At 66.8% G+C, this 16,255-nt stretch carries 14 protein-coding genes, 1 rRNA gene and 1 pseudogene; all 16 read right to left on the reverse strand.

Annotated elements, in window-relative coordinates; genetic code table 11:
• Positions 1-54: 54 nt before the first annotated feature.
• The 16 genes and pseudogenes from FQ137_RS11595 to rrf all read right to left on the reverse strand — a co-directional run bounded on the left by FQ137_RS11595 (position 55) and on the right by rrf (position 16,088).
• Entirely contained in the window at positions 55-1,455 is a 1,401-nt protein-coding gene (locus tag FQ137_RS11595) for a glutamate decarboxylase (protein ID WP_149292517.1), read from the reverse strand.
• Positions 1,456-1,958: 503 nt separating this feature from the next.
• A complete protein-coding gene (gene scpB / locus FQ137_RS11600) occupies positions 1,959-2,648 on the reverse strand; it encodes an SMC-Scp complex subunit ScpB (RefSeq protein WP_149292812.1) in 690 nt (229 codons plus the stop codon).
• A 2-nt stretch (positions 2,649-2,650) separates the two neighbouring features.
• Positions 2,651-3,502 (reverse strand): ScpA family protein, encoded by an 852-nt coding sequence (locus FQ137_RS11605; RefSeq protein ID WP_255584073.1) that lies wholly within the window; start codon positions 3,500-3,502, stop codon positions 2,651-2,653.
• Between the two features lie 8 nt (positions 3,503-3,510).
• On the reverse strand, positions 3,511-4,386 hold the full coding sequence (locus FQ137_RS11610; RefSeq protein WP_149292813.1) for a ParA family protein: 876 nt from the start codon (positions 4,384-4,386) through the stop codon (positions 3,511-3,513).
• 75 nt (positions 4,387-4,461) lie between these two features.
• Positions 4,462-5,412, reverse strand: a complete 951-nt coding sequence (locus FQ137_RS11615; protein WP_149292519.1) for a site-specific tyrosine recombinase XerD — start codon at positions 5,410-5,412, stop codon at positions 4,462-4,464.
• 16 nt (positions 5,413-5,428) lie between these two features.
• Positions 5,429-5,998 (reverse strand): NUDIX hydrolase, encoded by a 570-nt coding sequence (locus FQ137_RS11620; RefSeq protein WP_149292520.1) that lies wholly within the window; start codon positions 5,996-5,998, stop codon positions 5,429-5,431.
• Positions 5,999-6,003: 5 nt separating this feature from the next.
• Positions 6,004-7,833, reverse strand: coding sequence for a CTP synthase (locus FQ137_RS11625; RefSeq protein ID WP_149292521.1), 1,830 nt, complete (start codon positions 7,831-7,833; stop codon positions 6,004-6,006).
• A gap of 145 nt (positions 7,834-7,978) precedes the next feature.
• A pseudogene (locus FQ137_RS11630) lies at positions 7,979-8,764 on the reverse strand (copper transporter); the annotation flags it as partial.
• Positions 8,765-8,817: 53 nt separating this feature from the next.
• The gene (gene steA / locus FQ137_RS11635) at positions 8,818-9,990 is read right to left on the reverse strand and encodes a putative cytokinetic ring protein SteA (RefSeq protein WP_149292522.1); all 1,173 of its coding nucleotides are present in this window, start codon (positions 9,988-9,990) and stop codon (positions 8,818-8,820) included.
• Positions 9,991-10,048: 58 nt separating this feature from the next.
• Positions 10,049-11,794, reverse strand: coding sequence for a DNA repair protein RecN (gene recN / locus FQ137_RS11640; RefSeq protein WP_149292523.1), 1,746 nt, complete (start codon positions 11,792-11,794; stop codon positions 10,049-10,051).
• A 9-nt stretch (positions 11,795-11,803) separates the two neighbouring features.
• A complete protein-coding gene (locus tag FQ137_RS11645; RefSeq protein ID WP_149292524.1) occupies positions 11,804-12,733 on the reverse strand; it encodes an NAD kinase in 930 nt (309 codons plus the stop codon).
• Complete coding sequence (locus FQ137_RS11650) at positions 12,730-13,551, reverse strand: TlyA family RNA methyltransferase (RefSeq protein WP_149292525.1); 822 nt, start codon at positions 13,549-13,551, stop codon at positions 12,730-12,732. The genes FQ137_RS11645 and FQ137_RS11650 overlap by 4 nt, the downstream gene beginning before the upstream one ends.
• Positions 13,551-13,763: a hypothetical protein gene (locus FQ137_RS11655; protein ID WP_149292526.1), complete on the reverse strand. Its 213-nt coding sequence runs from the start codon at positions 13,761-13,763 to the stop codon at positions 13,551-13,553. The genes FQ137_RS11650 and FQ137_RS11655 overlap by 1 nt, the downstream gene beginning before the upstream one ends.
• Positions 13,764-13,773: 10 nt before the next feature.
• Positions 13,774-14,790 (reverse strand): HAD-IIA family hydrolase, encoded by a 1,017-nt coding sequence (locus tag FQ137_RS11660; protein WP_149292527.1) that lies wholly within the window; start codon positions 14,788-14,790, stop codon positions 13,774-13,776.
• 5 nt (positions 14,791-14,795) lie between these two features.
• Positions 14,796-15,446 (reverse strand): hypothetical protein, encoded by a 651-nt coding sequence (locus FQ137_RS11665; protein WP_188064917.1) that lies wholly within the window; start codon positions 15,444-15,446, stop codon positions 14,796-14,798.
• Positions 15,447-15,971: 525 nt separating this feature from the next.
• Positions 15,972-16,088: ribosomal RNA gene (gene rrf, locus FQ137_RS11670) — 5S ribosomal RNA — on the reverse strand.
• Positions 16,089-16,255: the final 167 nt, after the last annotated feature.

Consider the following 16,255-nt stretch of genomic DNA (forward strand, 5'->3'; position numbering starts at 1 on the left):
CACGCAAAAAGGGGCACGAGTCTCGATCACGCCGCCGGCAGACCGGCGCGTCGTTCAGTGGGTGAAGTTAGTTCGCTGCGCCTCACGGGGGATCGGCGCATCGAGCCTTTCGAGGAAGTCGACCTCTTCCCTGATCGCGCTGAGGAGCAGTTCGGCGAGGTCGCGGCTCAAGCCGAGTCGCACTACTATTCGCTGCACGACTAGGTCCGTCATGTTGTCGGGCATGGGATAGGCGGGGACCTGCCAGCCACGCATACGCAATCTGTCGGCAAGGTCATGGAGATCCCAGTTGCGGGGCCCCTTTTTGAGCTTCCAAGCGAATACCGGGATAGTGTCGCCTTTGCTCACGAGTTCGAACGGCCCCATCGCGCCGATCTCCGAGGATAGGTAGGTCGCGACGTCGATCGACCCCTGCTGCACCTCACGGAATCCTTCTCGACCGAGACGCAGGAACTGGTAGTACTGCAGCAGCACTTGGGCACCCGAGCGCGAAAAATTCAGTGCCAGTGTCGGCATGTCACCGCCGAGGTAGCTGACACGGAAGATCAGGCTCTCCGGACAGACCGCCTTATTACGCCACACGACCCACCCCACGCCCGGATAAACCAAGCCGTACTTGTGCCCGGAGGTGCTGATCGAGTTGACTCGCTCGATCTTGAAGTCCCATTCCAGGTCAGGCTGGCAGAACGGCGCAACCATCGCACCCGACGCTCCGTCGACGTGAATTTTCACATCATGGCCCATCGACGCCTGGATCTCGTCGAGTTTGGCTGCGATCTCTTTCACCGGTTCATATAGTCCCGTGTATGTCTGGCCGAGAATGGCAACCACTCCAATCGTGTTCTCGTCCACATACTTCTCAAGTTCGAAGCCGTCGAGGACGAGGTGTTCCTCGGTCACCGGAACGTAGCGCGCCTCGACGTCCCAATAGTTGCAGAACTTTTCCCAGACAACCTGCACGCCGGCAGACAGAACGAGGTTCGGCTTCTCAACGGAGAGCCCCCGGGATCGACGCCGCTCCTGCCAGAGCCGCTTGAGGGCCAAACCGCCGAGCATGCACGCCTCGGACGAGCCGACCGTCGATGTCCCTATCGTGTCGTCGACGTCTGGAACGTGCCACAGGTCGGCGAGAATCCGCCAGCAGCGGTCCTCAATCGCGGCCGTGGCCGGATATTCGTCCTTGTCGATCATGTTTTTATCAGCTGTCTCGGCGTAGATTCGCTGAGCGAAATCGTCCATCCAAGTCGTGACGAAGGTGGCGAGATTTAGTCGCGAATTTCCGTCGAGAATGGCTTCGTCATGGACGATCTGATAGGCGGTCTCGCCCGCCATCATAGTTTCGGGCATCGTGAATTTGGGCAGCACTGTGGATTCTCCCGGCCGCGTGAAAACGGGGTTTATCTCCAACCTCGAGCCCGCTCCTTGCTCAGACGCATTCCGATACATTTCTGACATGATTATCTCAATTCTCCCGGTTGCATATATGACGGCAATGGCCCGTATGAAAGCAAGCGCCACTCAGAGGTTCCATCCGCGGTGGTGTCGCTGAAAGTCGGTATTGGAGGGCATTCGACGAGCATGAACTCACGCCACTCTCTCCATCTACCAAGCTGATGAATTCTCGGCTGGTGAAATTGAGAAACCAGCTGCTCGCGCTGACGACGACATCACCTCAGCTCATCGTGGTCCCGAAGTGGATGTCGAACTCTCAAAGTTGCCAACCCTACTTATCCCAACCAACGGTGAGCGCCAAGTGTAATCTCGCTCACAGTCAAAGCTATAGCCACATAGTAAGCCTGCGCTCGGGTTCGGAAGCGCAAGCCGACGGAACCGGACTCAGTACACGTATCCGCGCACTGAGTGGGCCCACGAAGTGGGCCTTAAGCGATCCAGGCCAGCAGCACCTTTCGATGTCGCACGGTATGCCGCCTGGGCTGGCCGACTCGACTGACCGCCAGTCACGTCTCTTCGCCGTCCCACGGTGCAGGCTCGGGCGTTGCGGTGCGATGCCGCCCCAGCGGGATCCGCGGATCGTCCGCAGGATCGTCGCTCATCTCGTCGACTAGGTCGACATCCGGCAGCAGCGGAGCGATGTCGGGCAATTCATCGAGCGAAGTCAGCCCCAGCCTTTCCAAAAAGAGCTCTGTCGTCCGATACAGCATGCCCCCGGTCTCCGAGTCGGTGCCGCATTCCACCGCGAGACCGCGCGCTACAAGGGTCCGCATGACGCCGTCCACGTTGACTCCGCGGACCGCCGCGATGCGCGATCGGGTGACCGGTTGCCGGTAGGCGATCACCGCCAGGGTCTCGAGGGCCGCCCTCGTCAGGGTGGATCGGACACCATCCGTGAGGAGCCGTTCAACATAGGGAGCCAGTTCACGCCGGGTGTACAGACGCCAGCCTTCGCCGCTGCGCCGCAGGTCTATCCCGCTGCCCGCGGCGGTGAGCTCGTCGCGCCACTCGCGCAGTTCCGCGTCCACTTCTCCGGCGGTCGCTTCGGCCGCGGAGGCGAGCACTCCCTCCGGTGTGGGTTGATCCGCCACCAACAGGAGCGCTTCCAGTCGGGAGCGCAGGGGCGGTGCGTGCGCATCGAGCTCAGTTGGGTCGTCATCCCCGTCCGGCCCCGCCGGAGCCCCGTTCACGTCCATCGTCACGTCCACTCGTCTCTCCCACGCGTCACTTCGTCGGCCTCCTCGCCGGTCCAGCTCACCAGGAGGGCGCCGAGGGCCTCGTCCTGGGCGAGCGTGACCGCGCGCACTCGGTACAACTCCAACAGTGCGAGAAACCTGGCGACGACGACGAGGGACTCCCCCACTCCAGCGACCAGCTCCTGAAAATCCACCCATTCGCCCCGGCCTCGGAACCTCAACAACTCGAGGACTCGGGCAGCCTGCTCGGGAACCGAGACAGCCGGGGTGTGGACGTGGCCCACCCCCACCTCCTCGATGGGTCGCGGCCGGAACGCCACGGCGGCGATGGTGGCGAACTGATCCGGGTCCACGCCCAACTCTACTTCCGGCAGCAGGCCCAGAAACTCCTCGTCCGGTCCGGCCGTGCGCGGATACGAACGCCGCGCTGTACGGTCCAGTTCCGCGAACAGTTCGGCTACCTGCCTGAACGCGCGGAATTGCAGCAGACGGGCGAACAGCAGATCGCGCGCCTGTAGCAAAGCGAGATCCTCGAGGTCTTGCACCTCCCCGGACGGCACGAGCCGAGCGGTTTTGAGGTCCAGGAGGGTCGCCGCCACCACCAGGAACTCGGTGACCTCCTCAAGGCGTGCCTCGGCCCCGAGTTCTCGGGCGTGCGCGATGAAGTCGTCGGTCACCGTGTGGATGGCCACTTCGGTCACGTCGAGGCGACGCGAGTCGATGAGTTTAAGCAGAAGGTCGAACGGCCCGGTGAAGTTCGTGAGGTGGACGGTGAACTCCCGCGGCCCGACCTCGTGCACAGCGGCGTCCGACGCCGCCGCGTCCTCGTCAGGCGTGGACCCGAGACCGGTCACCGGCCCGCTCACCTCCCGCGCTGAATGACCTCTCGAGCCAACGCCCGATAGGCCTGCGCGCCGGCGGATTTAGGCGCCCACGTGGTGATCGGCTCCCCCGCCACGGTGGTCTCCGGGAACCGGACGGTGCGGGTGACGAGGGTGTCGAATACCTTGTCGCCGAACACCTCGACGACTCGACTGAGCACGTCCCGCGCGTGAACGGTGCGGCGATCGAACATCGTGATGAGGATGCCGGTGAGGTGCAGGCGTGGGTTGATGCGGTCGCGGACCTTGTCGATCGTGTCGGTCAGCAGCGCCAGCCCGCGCAGCGAGAAGTACTCGCACTCCATGGGGATGAGGACGCCATCCGAGCACGCCAGCGCGTTGACCGTGAGCAGCCCAAGGGACGGCTGGCAATCGATGAGCACGAAGTCGTACCGGTCCAGCACCGGGTACAGCGCGCGGCCCAGCGCCTGCTCGCGGCCGACTTCGTTGACGAGTTGGATCTCGGCCGCGGACAGGTCGATGTTGGCGGGGATGAGGTCGACGCCCTCCACCCGGGTCCGGACCAGAACCTCCTCCGTCGACACGGAGTTGTCCACGAGGAGGTTGTATACGGTCAGGTCCAGCTGGTGGTGCGGGATCCCCAGGCCCGCCGAGAGCGCGCCCTGCGGGTCGAGATCCACGACCAGCACCCTGCGGCCGTACTCGGCCAGTGCCGCGGCGAGGTTGATCGTGCTGGTGGTCTTTCCGACGCCGCCTTTCTGGTTGCACATCGACAGCACCACCGCGGGACCGTGCGAGGTCAACGGCTCGGGCTCGGGAATCGCGGAGAAGCCCTCACCGGCCGCCGGGTCGTCGGCGCCCAAGAGTTCGGCGCGGGAGAACAGTGCGGGGTCCATCGCCCCAGTGTCCAGCGCCACCCGCGTCTCCTCTCGTCGCCGTCTCACCCGTGCCGGGCCATACTCACGGTCACGTTACCGTGCGCGAGGGTGACACTCTGCCCAGACCTCGCGGAGAGTGTCGATGGTGACGAGGGTGTACACCTGCGTGGTGGTGACCGAGGCGTGGCCCAGCAACTCCTGGACCACCCGGATGTCCGCCCCGCCGTCGAGCAGATGGGTCGCGAAGGAGTGGCGGAACGAGTGCGGCGAGACGGCCTGCTGCACACCTGCGCGCTGCGCGGCGCCCGACACCACGTTCCACAGGGTCTGACGGGTGACCCGCCCTCCTCGGGTGTTGAGGAACAGCGCCGGGCCCCCTCTGATCGCGAGCGCCGGCCGTGAGCGCACCAGGTAGGCGCCCACCGCTTCACACGCCGGTCGTCCCACGGGGACGACACGTTCTTTACCGCCCTTGCCCCGGAGGATCACCGCTCCCCCGTCCGGATGGTCGAGCCCGTCGAGGTCATCGACGTCCAGCCCCACCAGTTCGGCCGCCCGGGCTCCCGAGGCGTAGAGCAACTCGAGCATCGCACGGTCGCGAAGGCGGGTCGGATCGGTGTCCACCTCAGTGTCTCCGGCCGCCTCGATCACCGCGATCATCCGGTCGACCGGAAGTGCCTTCGGTAGCCGTCGAGGTGGACGGGGCGGGGTGACGGCGGCAGCTGCGTCAAGTGCGGTCACCCCGTCCCGGGTGGCGAATCGGTGAAGCCCGCGGACCGCCGCCAGGGTGCGGGCGACCGAGCTCGGCGCCAACGCCTTCCTACCCTCGTCTGGGTCAGCGCTGGCCAGCTGGGCACGGAATGCCTCCACGTGGGCCTCGGTCACCGACGCGAGGTCGACGACGCCCGCCGCGTCGAGATATCGGCGATACTTGTCCAGGTCGCGGCGGTAGGCGGCCAGGGTATGGGTCGAGGCACCCTTCTCGACGGCGAGGTGATCCAGGTACCCGCGGATCTGTGCGATAGCGCCGCCGCCCGAGTTCACCGCGGGTCCGATCCTGTCAGGACCGCTCGATCACGGCGCGCGTCGCGAGAATGCCGGCCACGGCGATACCGTTGATGATCCTGCCGTCCAGGACCGCCTCGACGGCCTCGGCGAACGGCATCCGTGCCACCTCCATGTCCGCCTCCTCGTGCTGGGCCTCCGGTCTGCCGACCTCACGCAGACCGGTGGCCAGGTACACGTGGACGCGCTCGGTGCAGAACCCCGGGGACGGGACCACCTCGATCACCGGGCGCCAGCGATCAGCCTCAAGGCCCGTCTCCTCGACGAGCTCGCGTCGTGCGGTCTCCGTCGGCTCCTCGCCGTCGACGTCACACAATCCCGCGGGCAGTTCCCAGAGCCGCTCTCCGACGGCGTGACGGTACTGCCGCACCAGGGTGATGTGGTTCTCGGCGTCGAGCGCAACGACGGCGACGGCGTTGTCGTGGCCGCAGATCTCGCGGTCGGCGGTGCCCCCGCCCGGCATCGTCAGGGTGTCCACACGCAACCGGACCACGCGGCCGTCGAAGATGTCGCGGCTGGCGACCGTGCGGTAGTCGTGGGTCCCGGGGGCACCGTCCTCGGCCACGGCAGTCAGCTCCCGTCCACGCGGGTGCCGGCGACCGATCCTGGGTCGACCTCGTCGACGTGGACTGTGGAGGTCTTGGCGTCTGGGGCGTCCACGGACTCGACGACGGTGTCCCCGCTCTGACCTGCCCGCCACGGCTCGACGGGCAGCCGCATCTCGTTCTCATAGTCCAGCGCGGCCTTGATGAACGCCACGAACAGCGGGTGCGGGCGGGTCGGCCGGGACTTGTACTCCGGGTGCGCCTGGGTGGCGACGAAGAACGGGTGCTGGTCGCGTGGGTACTCGACGAACTCGACCAGGTGCCCGTCCGGGGAGGTCCCCGAGAACTGCAGTCCGGACTCGGCGATCTTGTCGCGGTAGGCGTTATTGACCTCGTAACGGTGACGGTGACGTTCGGTGATCTCGGTGGACCCGTACGCCTCGGCCACGACCGACCCCTTGGCGAGAGTGGCCGGATAGGAGCCCAGACGCATGGTGCCGCCGAGATCCGCGTTGCCGGCTACCGCGTCCACCTGATCTGCCATGGTCGAGATGACGGGGTGCTCGGCGTCGGGATCGAACTCGGTGGAGGAGGCGCCCTCGAGGCCGACCGACCGGGCCGCTTCGATCACCGAGCACTGCAGGCCGAGACACAACCCGAGAAGCGGGATGCGGTTCTTGCGCGACCAGGTGATGGCGCCGAGCTTGCCCTCGATACCGCGAATCCCGAACCCACCAGGGATCAGCATCCCGTCGACACCGCGGAGCGCTTCACGCGCACCGGACTCGGTGGCGCAGGCGTCGGACTCCACCCAGCGGATGTTGACGCGGGCGTGGTGGGCGAATCCCCCGGCGCGCAGGGCCTCTGTGACCGACAGGTAGGCGTCGGGCAGGTCGATGTACTTCCCGACGAGTGCGATCTCGACTTCCTCGCGCGGTTCGTGCACGCGCTGCAGCAAGTCACCCCACACGGTCCAGTCGACGTCACGGAACGGCAGATTGAGACGACGGATGACGTGCGTGTCGAGATGCTCGTTGAACAGCACCTTGGGAATGTCATAAATGCTCGGGGCGTCCGGGGTGGACACGACGCCCTCAAGGTCCACGTCACACATCAGCGCGATCTTGGCCTTGAGCCCATCGGGCACGTCCCGGTCCGATCGCAGGATCAACCCGTCCGGAACAATGCCGATCGATCGAAGAGCAGCCACCGAATGCTGCGTGGGCTTGGTCTTGAGTTCCCCCGACGGCGCGAGGTACGGCACGAGGGACACGTGCAGGAAGAAGATGTTCTCACGGCCCACCTCGTGACGCACCTGCCGGCACGCCTCCAGGAAGGGCTGAGACTCGATGTCACCCACAGTTCCGCCGACCTCGGTGATGACCACGTCGGGTCGACGTCCCTGCTCATCGGGGTCGCCCATCGCGATGATGCGTTCTTTGATGGCGTCGGTGATGTGCGGTATCACCTGGACCGTGTCGCCGAGGTACTCGCCGCGACGCTCCTTGGCGATGACCGCCGAGTACACCTGCCCGGTGGTGACGTTCGCCTTCGAACCCAGGTCGCGGTCGAGGAAGCGCTCGTAGTGACCCAGGTCCAGGTCGGCTTCGGCTCCGTCCTCGGTGACGAACACCTCGCCGTGCTGGAACGGGTTCATCGTGCCGGGATCGACGTTGATGTACGGATCGAGCTTCTGCATGGTCACGCGGAGTCCGCGGGCGGTGAGCAACTGCCCAAGGCTCGAGGCGGTAAGCCCCTTGCCCAGCGACGACGCCACGCCGCCGGTGACGAAAATGTGCTTGGTCTCGGACCGCAATGCGGCTCGGTTCAGTGCCAAGGGGACTCCCGTGTCCATACGCCGGAATGAATGAATGCTGGTGCGGCTCCGGTGCACCCCACGGGGCTTCAGGCTATCACCGCTCCGGCGTCGGGGGGAGCGACGGCGCCGCAGCGGTTGCATCGGCCCCCAGCCCGTAGTGACCCTGACCTCGGTCGAGCTGCTCCGCCAGCGCCAACGCCACCGCCATCTGCCCCGCCCGTGTTCCGGCGTCGTCGACCGTCGAGACGTCCCCCTCGCCTGACGAGCGCAGGATGCCGACCGCGTCGCGCGCGGAGTCGCCCGTCCTGACGGACACCACCGCGCCCGCGCCTTCCCGATCGAGCGTGCGTGACAGCGCGGCGATGCGGATCGCGGTCGATTCCAGCTCTTGCGGCCCGGTCACAATTAACGCTAGTTGGCCCGGCCGGAGAGTCCCGGGTTCGAACCTGATGATCTCCGCGTCCGCGAGGGTGGTGAGCACTGTCTTGCGCGCGTCGTCGTCGAGGTGCGGTGTGGCGTCTTCGGCGCGCAGGAGCGCCGCACGGCCGAGGGCCGTGCCGAGTTGGGTGCCAAGGTCCGCATCGGCGGGCGGGGCGGTACCGATAGGCAAATTCGCGACGAGCGCTTGAAGTTCTGCGTCCGCCGCAGGGTCGACCGATTTCTCAGTCAGGATGACGCGGCCGGCGTCGATGCCACCGGCGGCGCCGATGACTTCCCGGGCCGCGCTGACGTCATCGTCGGAGGCTCCCGGGGCTACGATCAGCACAACCGGCCTGCCGTCGAGCCGACCGTCCACGACGGTCGGGGTCAGGTCGCCCGCCAGCGAGTCGAGCCGGTCCACAGCGAGCCGCTCCGCGGCCAGGTCATCCTGCGCCGCCTCGAGCCGCGTCGCGGTTGTCTCCTCACGGTCGACGACCGCGTCCCGGATCGACGTCGCCACGGACGTCGATCCCAGGACGACCCCCACGGCGAGTGCGAGAAAGACGGCGACCAGTGTCAGGACGTGGCGCCGCAGCGAGATCAACGGAGGAGCCCCTGGACCCAGAGAGCGAATGAGTTCCAGGTCTCAACGGCCCAGATGAGCAGGTCCTGCGCGGCGTCCCGCGCCAGCACAACGACGACCACCGCGACGAGGGCTGCGAGCACGACCAGGGCGAGGCCGAGTCCTGCGCCACGCGAACGGTACAGAGTCGCGCAGGCGGCGGCATGGATAAGGCGGGAGGAGACCGCGGTGTCGACCATCGTCGACGACGGCGCGGACGAGGACCGGAACGCATTCTCCAACCCTCTGTCGTCGCCGGTCACCACGATCATCTCGGCGCCTCCGTGGTACGCCAGCAGTAGTGCCATGTCCCTCGCGTTCGCCGCGGCGGGGAACGTCGTGGCGCCAAGGCCGAGCTCGGTGATCTTCTCGAGTCCCTCGGCGCGACCGTCGCGGTCTGCGGGCACCACCAGGACGGCTCCGTCGGTGAGTACCTCGTCGGACACGTCGGTGGGGGTGGCGACGACGAGGTCGGCCGTCAACCGAACCGAACGTAGGAACTCGGCGCCGGTGCCCACGCCGACGAGTAGCGGGCGGTATTCCCGGATGAACGGTTTGATCTCGGCCAACTGCGCGCGCGAGGATTCGTCACCCGTGACCACCACGACGTGGCGGTCGGTGAAGTCGACGTCGATCGAGGGAAGCCCCTCACCGTCCAGCAGCAGCGGGTGCTCGAGACTGAGGAACTCGGTGGCGTTGGCCAAGTGCGCAAGCGCAGACTCGACGTACCCGCTCTCTGCGGTGTCCACCTCGGTGAGGAGGGTGGCCGAGTCGACCTCACGGCCGCTGGCGATCTCCCCCTGCGATTTGACCGAGTAGACGACTCCGTCATCAATCCGCACCCGGGTACCGTCGGCGACGTCGGATAGGTCGGCATCCTCGATGACCGGGATCGTCGATTCGGCGAGGATCCGGAACGCTGCCCGGGGCAGCATCCCCTCCTCGTCGCGGGGGGTGTGCACGACCGCCGCCACCTCAGACTCGACCAGGGCACGTGCGATCTCGGCCGGAGCCCGGTTGAGGTCGAGCACGGCGATGTCCTTAGTGCCGAGCCTCCGGGGAACCGGAGAACCCGGTTTGATCTGGCGTACGGTTCCCACGACACCGGCGAGGTCGTTGGTGCGACGGCTGAGCAGACCCGACATCTTCATGCGTTGAGTATCACGCGTGTGATTCATGGGGCCAGGGAGGTCCCCTCGGCGTGTCGGGTTAACGGTCGACTTGAGCTTGAGACTTCTCCTGTTGTGCCTTCTCCAGCAACTCTCGCGCATGCGCCAGGCCGGTGTCGGTGTCCTCCATACCCGCGAGCATCCGGGCTAGTTCTGTCACCCGGTCGGCGTCGGCGACCGCCGCGACCCCGGACACGACCCCGTCAGACGCGCCGGAGCCAGTGTTCTTGTGTACGACCAGGTGGGTGTCGGCGTAGGCGGCGACCTGAGCGAGGTGGGTCACGGCGATGACCTGATGGGTCCTGGCGAGCCTGGCCAGTCGTTTTCCGATGCTCAGCGCCGCCCGGCCGCCCACGCCGGCGTCGACCTCGTCGAATACCAGGGTCCCACCGCCGGACCGTTCGGCCAGCACCACCTCGAGCGCGAGCATCACCCTGGACAGCTCGCCCCCGGACGCGCCTTTGCCTAGTGGGACCACACCGGATGGGCCGTCGAGCGCCAACTCGATGTCGTCGAGACCCGATTCCGTGGCGCTGTCGAGCCCATCGCTGGGCCGGATGACCCGGACGATGAGTCGGGCTCCACCCATCGACAACTCGGCCAACTCAGCCGACACTCTCTCCGCGAGATCGTCGCCGGCAGCGCGCCGGATTGCCGTCAACGCGGCTCCGCGCTCGCCGAGCTCGGCGGCGAGTCGTTCGACCGTGGACCGGAGTTCAGCGACAGCGGAGTCGGAGGTGTCGACTTCGCTGAGGCGTGTGCGGGCTCTGTCCGCCCACGCGAGCACGTCGTCGACGTCGGTGCCGTACTTGCGGGTGAGTGCCCTCAGGTCGTGACGCCGTTCGAGTGCGGAATCAAGGTCTGCGGCGTCGATCGGTAGTTCGGCGAGGTAGAGGCCGAGTTCGGTCGCCGCGTCACCGAGTGCTGCAACGGCTTGCTCGATGCTGGTGGCGATCGGGTCGAGCGCGGGGTCGCCGGCCGCCGACAGGCGTTGTCGTAGCTGGTCGAGGACACTTACCACCGGGTCGGAGGTATCCCCGTCGCCGGCGAGAACCTCGTGGGCCTGCCCTGCGACCTCGCGTAGTTCCTCCGAATCGGTCAGTCGACGGATGAGGGCGTCGAGTTCGGCCTCCTCCCCCGGCTCGGGCCCCAGGGCGTCGATTTCTTCGAGCCCCATCCGCAGCAGGTCGGCTTCCCGGGCCAGCTCGCGAGCCCGACCTGTGCGCTCCGCCAGGGAATGCTCGGCCTCCCGCCACCGCCTGTACGTGTCCCGGTAGGCGTCGAGCGCCGCCCGGGCCTCATCACCGCCGTGCGCGTCAACTGCGTCCCGTTGCCTATCCGGTCGGAGCAGGCGTAATTGGTCGTTCTGCCCATGCACGGCAAGGACCGGCGCACAGAAGCGGGCGAGGGTTCCCGCCGGGACCGACCTGCCGCCGAGTCTGGCGCGCGAGCGGCCGTCAGCACCCACCCGGCGGGCGGCGATCACGCTGCCGTCCTCGTCGAGTTCAACATCGGTGTCCTCGAGCAACTCATCCAACTCGCGGCGGTCGACGTCGTCCATAGTGGCGGTCGTGGCGAGGTCGAATCGCCCTTCCACGAGCGCCTTCTCCGCCCCGCGTCGGACGCGCCCGGGGTCCGCGCGACCTCCGGCCAACAGCCTCAGTCCCGTGACCACCATCGTCTTGCCCGCGCCGGTCTCCCCGGTGAGTACCGAGAGCCCGGGAGAGAAGTCGGCGACGGCCTCGTCGATGACGCCGAGTCCGCTTATCCGAAGTTCCGTGAGCACGCACCCACCCTAGGCGAGGGGCCGGACGTTGGACCGTCCGCGCCACCCGGTGACGGGCAGCTCGAACTTGGTGACCAGCCTGTCGGTGAACGGCGAGTCGTCCAACCGGACCCACTTGACCGGGCGGCTCCCCCGCACCACCTCGACCCGGCTCCCCGCCGGGGCGTCGACGAGGCGTCGCCCGTCGACCACTACGACGGCCGGACCGGAACGCACACCCGTCTCCACGGCGACCCTGGAAGTGGGGGCCACGACCATCGGTCGGGCAAAGAGCGCGTGGGCATTGTTGGGCACCACGAGGATCGCGTCGAGTTCGGGCCAGACGATCGGCCCGCCGGCGGAGAACGCGTACGCGGTGGATCCTGTCGGTGTGGACACCAGCATGCCGTCGCACCCGTAATCGCTCACCGGGCGGCCGTCGATCTCTACGGATGCCTCGAGCACGCCCTGTCTAGACACCTTTTCGATGCTGACCTCGTTGAGCGCCCAGTCACGAGCGAGGACTGTGTCTCCGTGAATGACGGTAGCCTCCACCGTCATTCGTTCCACCACTCGGTAGTCACGTGCTGCGATCTGCTCGACGACGCCATTGAGTGAGGAGACCTCGGACTCTGCGAGGAAACCGATGTGTCCAAGGTTCACTCCCAGAACCGGCACATCCGCAGCATTGGCGTACTGACAGGCACGCAGGAACGTGCCATCACCGCCGAGGACCAGGACGAGCTCACACCCCTCGGCAGCCTGCGGGGTGTCGGGGACCGTCTCCACACCCGTCGCCGTAACGACGTGCTCACTCGATCCCTCGACCATCCGGACGGCGATCCCCCGACTCGCACACTCGTCGACCACCTGGGCGACGGTGGCAACGATGTCCGGCCGCGCAATGTTGGGCGCGAGCAGGATCCTGCGCGAGTGATCAGGTACCACCGTGTTGTTCATTGCGGACCCGCCTCCACCGCTGTCCGGATCGCATCCCGAGCGTGGCTGCTCAGCTCGAGTGGCTCCCCCGCACCGACTTTCCGGAGGTGGAGGAAGTACTCGACGTTGCCGGACGGCCCGGGGAGCGGGCTGGCCACACACCCCAGGGGCTCTAGACCGAGCTCCGCCGCGGCACGGGCGACTCCGGTCACGGCATCGATCCGCAGTGCCGGGTCGCGCACCACACCGCCTTGGCCTACTCGCTCGCGGCCCACCTCGAACTGGGGCTTGACCATCGGCAGCAGATCTCCGCCCGGGCGCGCGCACGCTGCGAGCGCCGGCAGAACGAGCGCGAGGGAAATGAACGACAGATCGGAGACCACCAGGTCCACTGGGCCTCCGATGTCGTCCGGAGTCAGCGACCGTACGTTTGTTTTGTCATAGACGCCTACACGTTCGTCACTGCGTAGACGCCACACCAGCTGCCCGTACCCCACGTCGACGGCCTCGACACGCGCGGCGCCACGCGCGAGCAGGACGTCGGTGAACCCGCCGGTTGACGCGCCGGCGTCAAGGCACCGCGCGCCGCTTACCGAAACGTCGTCGAACGCCTCGAGGGCCCCGATCAGTTTGTGGGCCCCGCGGGACGCCCAGTCGGGCTCGTCGGAAACGGTGAGCGCTATCGAAGTGGTCGGTTCCACCTGGGTAGCTGGTTTGGTGGCCGTCACCCCGTTGACGATCACGCGCCCGGAGTCGATGAGGTCACGGGCGCGCTCTCGACTGTCACAGATCTTGCGACGCACGAGTTCGGCGTCCAGCCGCATCCGCTTCACCGCCATCAGCGTCGGCTGTCCAGCGCCGTCAGCGCCTGTGCGAGAAGTTCGTGGGCCGCGTCAAGTGCGGCCACCTGGTCGTCAAGAACGGACTTACCGTCCGTGCCTGCGTCTGGCCCGCCGATGGATTCGGCGAGCAGGTCGTTGAACCTCGAGCAGAGTTCGTCGATGTCGGGCCCCACGGGCCCGGGGCGTGGGTGTGGTCCGGGGGTCGTCACGGTCTACACGCTAGCCCACGCCGAGCCCTGCATCCGCCAGCCGGGACCGCAGACCCTCGTCGCGCGTTGAGACCGTGGCCACACCGTACCGCCACGCCATTCTGATCGCCGAACGGGCGAGGTCGAGTGCTGTCAGCTCTCCCGGACCGCTCAGCCCGTCCGGCAGGGCGTCCAGGTGCAGAACCCCGTCCTCGACGGTCCCCTCAAGTTCCGGTGCGGCGTCGATACGACTGGCGTCAGCGGGCTCCGCCAGAGCCGAGAGATCCTGGGCCAGGTGGGTCGGGCGGCTGCCAGGACCGGAGAGGAGAAGATGCTCGACACCGTGGACGCCGGTCAACACCATCATCGATTGCATCCCGGCAGCGACCGCACCTTCGATGTCCGTGTCGAGGCGGTCCCCGATCACCAGGGGCCGTGTCGATCCCACCAGATCCGCAGCAGCGCTGAGCACCCCTGCGGACGGCTTGCCTGCGACCAGGGGTTCGCGATCGGTCGCAGCACGCAGAGCAGCGACGAGTGACCCGTTGCCGGGAAGCAGTCCTCGTTCGGTGGGCAGTGTGGAGTCGGTGTTGGATGCGACCCACGGCACGCCCGTTCGAATAGCCAGGCTGCCCTCTGCAAGGTCAGACCAGGTCAATTCGCGGGACAGTCCTTGCAGGACGGCCTCCGGGTTGTCATCCGCGGACAGGACCACCTCGAACCCGGCCTGCCGGGCAAGCACGCGAAAGCTGTCATGCCCGACTACCAGGACCCTGGCCCCGGGCTCGACAAGGCCCGCCAGCATTCTTACCGCGGCCTGTGCGCTGGTCATGATGTCCCCGGCCTCTGCCGAGAAGCCGAGAGAGCGCAGGTGCTCGGCGGTGTCGCGGGGTGAGCGGCTCGCGTTGTTCGTCACGTACACGACGGGGAGCCCAGCCTTTTCAAGCGCCTCCGCTGCCCCGGGTATCGGTTCGGACCCCCGGATTAAAGTGCCGTCGAGGTCGACCAGCAACGCATCGTGGTGGCCGGCCAGGGAGTGGGAGTTCACTGGATCTACGCCTCGAGTTCCGCCAAGCGGGTGTGCGCATCGGTTGTCTGCGCGGGGTCAGCGGCGGCAGCGTGGGTGAACCAGTCGACGGCCTCCGTCTTCCGGCCGGCAGCGAGCAGTACCTCCGCATAGGCATAGTCGAGCCGGGCCGCGGATTCCCCACGCGCATCTTTGTCCAAGCCTGCGTCCTGGAGAGTTACCAGGGCTGCGTCGAGCTGGTCCATGTCTACGCGGGCGCCGGCTTCGACGATGCGGAGCTCGACGAGGTCGTCATCGTCGAGCATCCGGGATTCCTCACCGCGGGCTAGTTCGATGGCGCGCTGTGGGCGTTCGAGGCCGCGTTCGCAGTCCGCCATCATCGCCAGTAGACCGGGTCCCCCGGAGATCCGGCGGGCCGCACGGAGTTCACGAAGTGCTTCTGCCCATTCGCCGGCCATGTACGCGAGCACGCCGAGGGTCTCGCGAACGACGCCGATTCGTCCTGCCCGGTTCTTGGCGGCGCGACCGTGCGCGAGGGCCAACTGTGGGTCCTCGTCCACGAGGTACATCGCCGCGACCATGTGTTTCGCGACGGATTCGGCGTTGGACTTGTCCAGACTACGAAGATCGCGGCGCACTTCTGGGTCGAGGTCGGAGGCGTCGATATTGTCGGGCACTGACGGTTCGTCCGCCCTGGCGGCGTTGCGTGCTTCTTGTCCGGGTCGGCCTTGCGCTCTGCGATCGTCTCCGGAACGGCCAAATTGCCGGGCGTTACCCTGGGTTCCCGCACCACGACGTTCACTGCTGGCACGTCCGCCTGCGGGAGCGCGTCGAGGGCCACCGCCTGTCCTGTTCCCGCCGCTGGGAGGACCATCGCGCTCGCTGGGAGGACGTGGACTTGAGCCCTGTCGATCGTGTTGTTCACTGCGATCGGGCCGTGCCTGTTCTGAGCCATCGTACTTTCGTCCGCGGCGTTCGCCGTAGGAACTGTTGTCTCTCCGTTGATCCTGCGGCGCCCGGTCTCCCCGGCGGGGTACGTCGCGGTCGCCGAGTCGGGGCGAGCGGTCTGTGTTCTCGGACCGAGGTTCGTTCACGTCGTTCACCTTACGTGCGCCGGCGGGCCGGCAATGGAGTGGGTAGGAGGGAGACAAATGCGACCAGCGGGAGGAACATGAAGTCCCTCCCGCTGGTCATGAAGTTGTGTTCGGCGGTGTCCTACTCTCCCACACCCTCTCGAGTGCAGTACCATCGGCGCTGGCAGGCTTAGCTTCCGGGTTCGGAATGGGACCGGGCGTTTCCCTGCCGCTATGGCCGCCGTAACTCTGTGAAACAAGGCCCTTCCCCGGGCGGCGACTGGTAGTCGCTGCACGGGTGGGTGTGTTGTTTCAGATACTGCACAGTGGACGCGTGTCATACTTTGAAACTTTGTTTGTGTGTAAGCCCTCGGCCGATTAGTACCGGTCACCTGCACGCATTGCTGCGCTTC

It is taken from the genome of Dietzia sp. ANT_WB102 (assembly GCF_008369165.1).
Lineage (GTDB): Bacteria > Actinomycetota > Actinomycetes > Mycobacteriales > Mycobacteriaceae > Dietzia.

Bases quoted from the DNA above. Each gene is read 5' to 3' on its own strand.
- FQ137_RS11625 (WP_149292521.1), bottom strand. From the start codon at position 7,833: ATGGACACGGGAGTCCCCTTGGCACTGAACCGAGCCGCATTGCGGTCC.
- FQ137_RS11595 (WP_149292517.1), bottom strand. From the start codon at position 1,455: ATGTCAGAAATGTATCGGAATGCGTCTGAGCAAGGAGCGGGCTCGAGG.
- FQ137_RS11650 (WP_149292525.1), bottom strand. From the start codon at position 13,551: ATGGCGGTGAAGCGGATGCGGCTGGACGCCGAACTCGTGCGTCGCAAG.
- steA (WP_149292522.1), bottom strand. From the start codon at position 9,990: ATGAAGATGTCGGGTCTGCTCAGCCGTCGCACCAACGACCTCGCCGGT.
- FQ137_RS11645 (WP_149292524.1), bottom strand. From the start codon at position 12,733: ATGAACAACACGGTGGTACCTGATCACTCGCGCAGGATCCTGCTCGCG.
- FQ137_RS11610 (WP_149292813.1), bottom strand. From the start codon at position 4,386: ATGGACCCCGCACTGTTCTCCCGCGCCGAACTCTTGGGCGCCGACGAC.
- scpB (WP_149292812.1), bottom strand. From the start codon at position 2,648: ATGGACGTGAACGGGGCTCCGGCGGGGCCGGACGGGGATGACGACCCA.